We start from the raw sequence: 4,708 nt of genomic DNA on the forward strand, positions 1-4,708 counted from the left end.
AGCCGTACGGGATGTTCGGGAAGTCGCTGCCCAGGAGGATCTTCTCCCGAAGTGCGTCGAGACGGGGCAGCTGGTCCGGCGGAACGGGGCGTCCTTCTCGACGAAATCGGTGAATGCCATCGTCGTATCGAGGTGGACCCGCTCGTACTGCTCGGCGAGATCGAGGAATTCGCGGTACTCGGGCATGCCCATGTGCGCGACGATCACCGTCAGCCGCGGAAACCGGCGCAGAAGTTCGTGCATGGGTGCGGGACCGGTGTGGGCACCGGGCGCCGGTCCCGACCCGCAGTGCACGACGATGGGCACACCCGAGTCCTCGAGGAGACCCCACACGTCGTGGAGGAGCGGGTCGAGCGGTGAATAGTCGCCGACCTGAATGTGGGATTTGAACACACGTGCACCCGCCTCGAGCGCCGACGCGACGTAGTCCTTCGCGTCGGATTCGGGATAGAAGGTGGCGGTGTGGAGACAGTCGGGGGTGCGTGACGCGAAATCGGCCGCCCACGAGTTGAGCCATGCCGCCATCGCGGGTTTGTGCGGGTACAGCATCGCGGTGAACCGCGCTACTCCGAACTCGCGCAGCCGAGCGACGCGCTCCTCCTCGTCGTGCCGGTAGGTGATCGGCCACGGGCGTCCGATGAGCGGCCCCGCGGAGTCGAAGTATGCCCAGACCTTGTCCATGACCCGGCGGGGCATGAAATGCGTGTGGACATCCACGAGGTGGTCGAGTCCGTGGACGCTACGGAACCCGGCGATCCGCTCGGCTTCGTTCATGACGTGACCGTACCCGTGAATCCGTGGCACCAGGGAACGGACGATCCCACGCTTCCTCCCGGCGGTCCATGTCACGAGACCCGAGGGTAACGCAGGATTGGCTAACCAATACTATGTGACCGTTGCCTTACCAAACCTCGAGCGTTCTGGCTTTCGTCACAACGCCGCCGCGCCCCTCGGAGTCACACCGTGAAACTGAATTTCAAACGCATGCTGTTCGCCCCGGCCCTCGTCGGCGCGCTCGTCCTCACCGGATGCGGGAACAGCGGCACCGACGCGACCGGATCCGGGAACGGCGCGACGGTCACCGTCGAGACCAACAACGGTGAGATGGAAGTTCCGGTGGCCCCCGAGCGCGTGGTCGCCCTCGACAACAAGTCGTTCGAGATGCTGCGCGACTGGGGCATCACCCCTGTCGCCCTGCCGAAGACCCTCCTCCCCAACACGGGCTTCGACGAGTGGCGTCAGGACGACTCCATTCTCGACGTCGGCACTCATCGTGAGCCGAAGCTCGAGCTCGTGAGTGAAGCCGAGCCGGACCTGATCATCGGCGGGTCGCGATTCGCCGAGTTCACCGGGGAACTGTCGAAGATCGCTCCCGTGGTCGACGTCTCCGCGCTGGACGACTCCGAGGGCGGCTACATCCAGGGACTGAAGGATCAGACCCTCACCCTCGGTCGGATCTTCGGGAAGGAAGCCGAATCCGAGGAGATCGTCGCCGAGCTCGATGCCGCCACCGAGGCTGCCCGGGCCGCCACGAACGGCGAGAGCGTCTTCCTCGCCGTCGTCGCCGGCGGCAAGATCGACAACGCTTCGGGCCGCATCGGCCGCCTGCTCGAGGGCGTGAACCTGAAGGATGTGTTCGCCGGGGACGCCGGCGACGTCCACGGCGATTCCGGTCTGGCTCCCGAGACCATCGCGCAGGCCGACCCCGACTGGATGATCGTGCTGGACCGCGATTCCGCCGTCGCCGTTCCGGGCGAGGCAACCCCGCAACCGGCGGCCTCCGTCATCGATGCGCAGGAAGCATTCGCCGCCACCACCTTCGCCACCAAGGACCAGATCATCTACCTGGACAACGACTTCTACAAACGTGAGGGCATCGAGTCCTACACCGAGGCGTTCCAGCAGATCGCCGATGCCTTCGGCGCCGCGAACCGGTCGGCACAGTAAGTCCCTGTTGTTCGACGCTCCACGGCAGCCTGCCCCGATCCTGATCACGGGCCGGGGCAGGCTGCGTGTGTAGCGCCCTTCTCCGGATCCGAGTCCCATGACGAAGAACAAAGTGCTGCTGCCGGTGATCTCGGTGGTCGTTCTGGCACTGACCGTGGCGTCCCTGATGGTCGGCGGCTACGACATCACCATCGAGTCACTGATCCACGACCCCGCGGCCCGCGAGATGTTCTTCATCTCCCGCGTGCCGCGGACCCTCGCCCTGATCTTCGCGGCCGTCGCGATGAGCATCTCGGGCGTGATCATGCAGTTGATCACCCAGAACAAGTTCGTCGAACCGACCACCGCGGGTACCGCGCAGTGGGCCGGTCTCGGCCTGCTGACCACCTTGATCGTCGTTCCCGATGCGTCGCCGATGGTCAAGATGGTGATCGCGGTGATCTTCGCGTTCGCGGGGACGATGGTGTTCATCGTCGTCCTGCGCCGCATCGCCCTGAAGTCGTCGATCATCGTGCCGCTCGTCGGCATCATGCTCGGTGCCGTGGTCGGCTCGATCACCACTTTCCTCGCCGGCAACTTCGACCTGCTGCAGTCGATGTCGGCGTGGCGTTCGGGTGGTTTCAGCAGCGTCGTGCGCGGCTTCTACGAACCGCTGTGGGCGGTGCTCGCGGTCGCCGTACTCGCCTATCTTCTCGCCGACCGGTTCACCATCGCCGGGCTCGGTAAGGACCTCGCCACCAACGTGGGGCTGAAGTACGAGCAGGTCGTCTTCCTCGGCGTCACTCTCGTCGCGGTCGCCACCGGCGTCACCACCGTCGTGGTCGGCTTCATCCCGTTCCTCGGCCTGATCGTGCCGAATCTCGTGTCGATGATGCTCGGCGACGACATGCACAAGAACTTGCCCTGGGTCGCCGTCGTCGGCGCCGGACTGCTTCTCGCGTGCGACCTCGTCGGCCGCACGATCGTCGCCCCCATGGAGATTCCCGCGTCCGTCGTCCTCGGCGTCGTCGGCGCCGCCGTCTTCATCACTCTCGTTCTGAGGCAGCGTCGTCATGTCAGTGCTTGATTCCGTGCGCGCACGGGCCGTCCCGGCCGGCAAGGGCGAGCGCCGTCGCCTGTCGCCGAGGGTGCGCCTGGCCGTCGTCGCGATGATCGCCGTCGTCGCGGTCGCGTGTTATCTGTTCCTGTTCATCCGCGGCTCGTTCGACTTCACCTTCCCGCGCCGCCTCACCGTCCTCGGCGCCATGCTGGTCGCGGCGTTCGCGCACGGCATGGGAACCGTCGTGTTCCACACGGTCACCGACAACCGCATCCTGACACCGTCCATCATCGGGTTCGACTCCCTGTACACGCTGATGCAGACGCTGACGGTCTTCTTCTTCGGAGCCACCGCGATCGCGACCTCCGAGGGCATCCCCAAGCTCGTCCTGCAGACCGCGCTCATGGTGGTGCTGGCGACCCTGCTCTACCGCTGGTTGTTCTCCGGCCGGTTCGGCAGCCTGTTCCTGATGCTGCTCGTGGGCGTCGTGCTCGGCATGGCCTTCGACAGTCTGTCGACGTTCGTCCAGCGGGTGCTCTCCCCCACCGAATACGACATGCTCTCGGTCGAGCTGATGGGCCGCTTGTCGTCTGTGCCCGGCGACTATCTGCCCCTCGCGTTCGGCATCTGCATCGTCGTCGGGGTGATCCTGTGGCGTCGTCGCCACCGCCTCGACGCACTGCTGCTCGGCCGCGACACCGCGACCAACATCGGTGTCGCCTACAAACGCGAGCTGACGCTGATGCTCGTCCTCATCGCGCTGCTCGTGGCGTTCGCGACCGCGCTGGCCGGGCCGATGACCTTCTTCGGATTCCTCATCGCGACCCTCGCCTATCAGATCGCCGGGACGTACAAGCACCAGTACGTGATGCCCATGGCGTTCCTGCTGGGCGTGATCACCCTCGCCTTCGGCCAGTTCTTCATGCAGCACATCTTCTACGCGGGCGGATTCCTCACGGTGATCATCGAGTTCGTCGGCGGCATCCTGTTCCTGTTCATGCTCCTGAGAAAGGGAACGCTGTGATCGAGTTCCACGACGTCTCGATGTCGTACCGGGACAAGCGGGTCCTCGGACCCGTCTCCGGCACGATCCGCGAGGGCGGCATCACCTCGCTGATCGGACCGAACGGCGCCGGCAAGTCGACGCTCATGACGATCATCGGCCGTCTGCTCCAGCCCACCACGGGCACCGTCACCGTGGGCGGACTCGACGTGCATTCCACGAAGACCCGGGAGCTGGCCAAGCATCTGTCGATCCTGCGGCAGGAGAACCACATCACCGCGCGCCTGACGGTCCGCGAACTGGTCGGCTTCGGCCGGTTCCCGCACTGCCAGGGCCGGCTCACGGCGGAAGACGAACGGCACGTCGACGAGGCGATGGAGTTCCTCAACCTCACCGACCTCGCAGACCGCTTCCTCGACCAGCTCTCGGGTGGCCAGCGGCAGCGCACCTTCGTGGCGATGGTGCTGGCACAGGACACCAAGTACGTCCTGCTCGACGAGCCGCTCAACAATCTCGACATGAAGCACGCCGTGCTGATGATGCGTCAGCTGCGGCGGGCGGCGGACGAGCTCGGCAAGACGATCGTGCTCGTCATCCACGACGTGAACATCGCCGCCGCATACTCCGATCACATCATCGCGTTGCGCGACGGGCTGATCGTGACGGGCGGCACGAGCGACGAGATCATGCGGGACGAGATCCTGACCGACGTGTTCGAC

Annotated in this window: 4 protein-coding genes and 1 pseudogene; 4 read left to right on the forward strand and 1 reads right to left on the reverse strand. The window is 65.5% G+C overall.

Annotated features, from left to right (window positions below; all coding sequences use genetic code 11):
• Positions 1–774 (reverse strand): annotated as a pseudogene (locus R1101_RS27080) (amidohydrolase family protein); the annotation flags it as partial.
• A gap of 189 nt (positions 775–963) precedes the next feature.
• Here R1101_RS27080 and R1101_RS0116185 point away from each other — a divergent pair.
• The 4 genes from R1101_RS0116185 to R1101_RS0116200 all read left to right on the forward strand — a co-directional run.
• Positions 964–1,947, forward strand: a complete 984-nt coding sequence (locus R1101_RS0116185; RefSeq protein ID WP_016934424.1) for a siderophore ABC transporter substrate-binding protein — start codon at positions 964–966, stop codon at positions 1,945–1,947.
• A gap of 97 nt (positions 1,948–2,044) precedes the next feature.
• Entirely contained in the window at positions 2,045–3,013 is a 969-nt protein-coding gene (locus R1101_RS0116190; RefSeq protein ID WP_016934425.1) for an ABC transporter permease, read from the forward strand.
• The gene (locus R1101_RS0116195; protein ID WP_232284769.1) at positions 3,000–4,010 is read left to right on the forward strand and encodes an iron chelate uptake ABC transporter family permease subunit; all 1,011 of its coding nucleotides are present in this window, start codon (positions 3,000–3,002) and stop codon (positions 4,008–4,010) included. The genes R1101_RS0116190 and R1101_RS0116195 overlap by 14 nt, the downstream gene beginning before the upstream one ends.
• On the forward strand, positions 4,007–4,708 hold a 702-nt coding region (locus tag R1101_RS0116200), incomplete at its 3' end, for an iron ABC transporter ATP-binding protein (RefSeq protein ID WP_016934427.1). The genes R1101_RS0116195 and R1101_RS0116200, both read left to right, overlap by 4 nt.

Origin of the sequence: Rhodococcus sp. R1101 (assembly GCF_000278445.1) — a bacterium.
Classification (GTDB): Bacteria; Actinomycetota; Actinomycetes; order Mycobacteriales; family Mycobacteriaceae; genus Rhodococcus; species Rhodococcus gordoniae.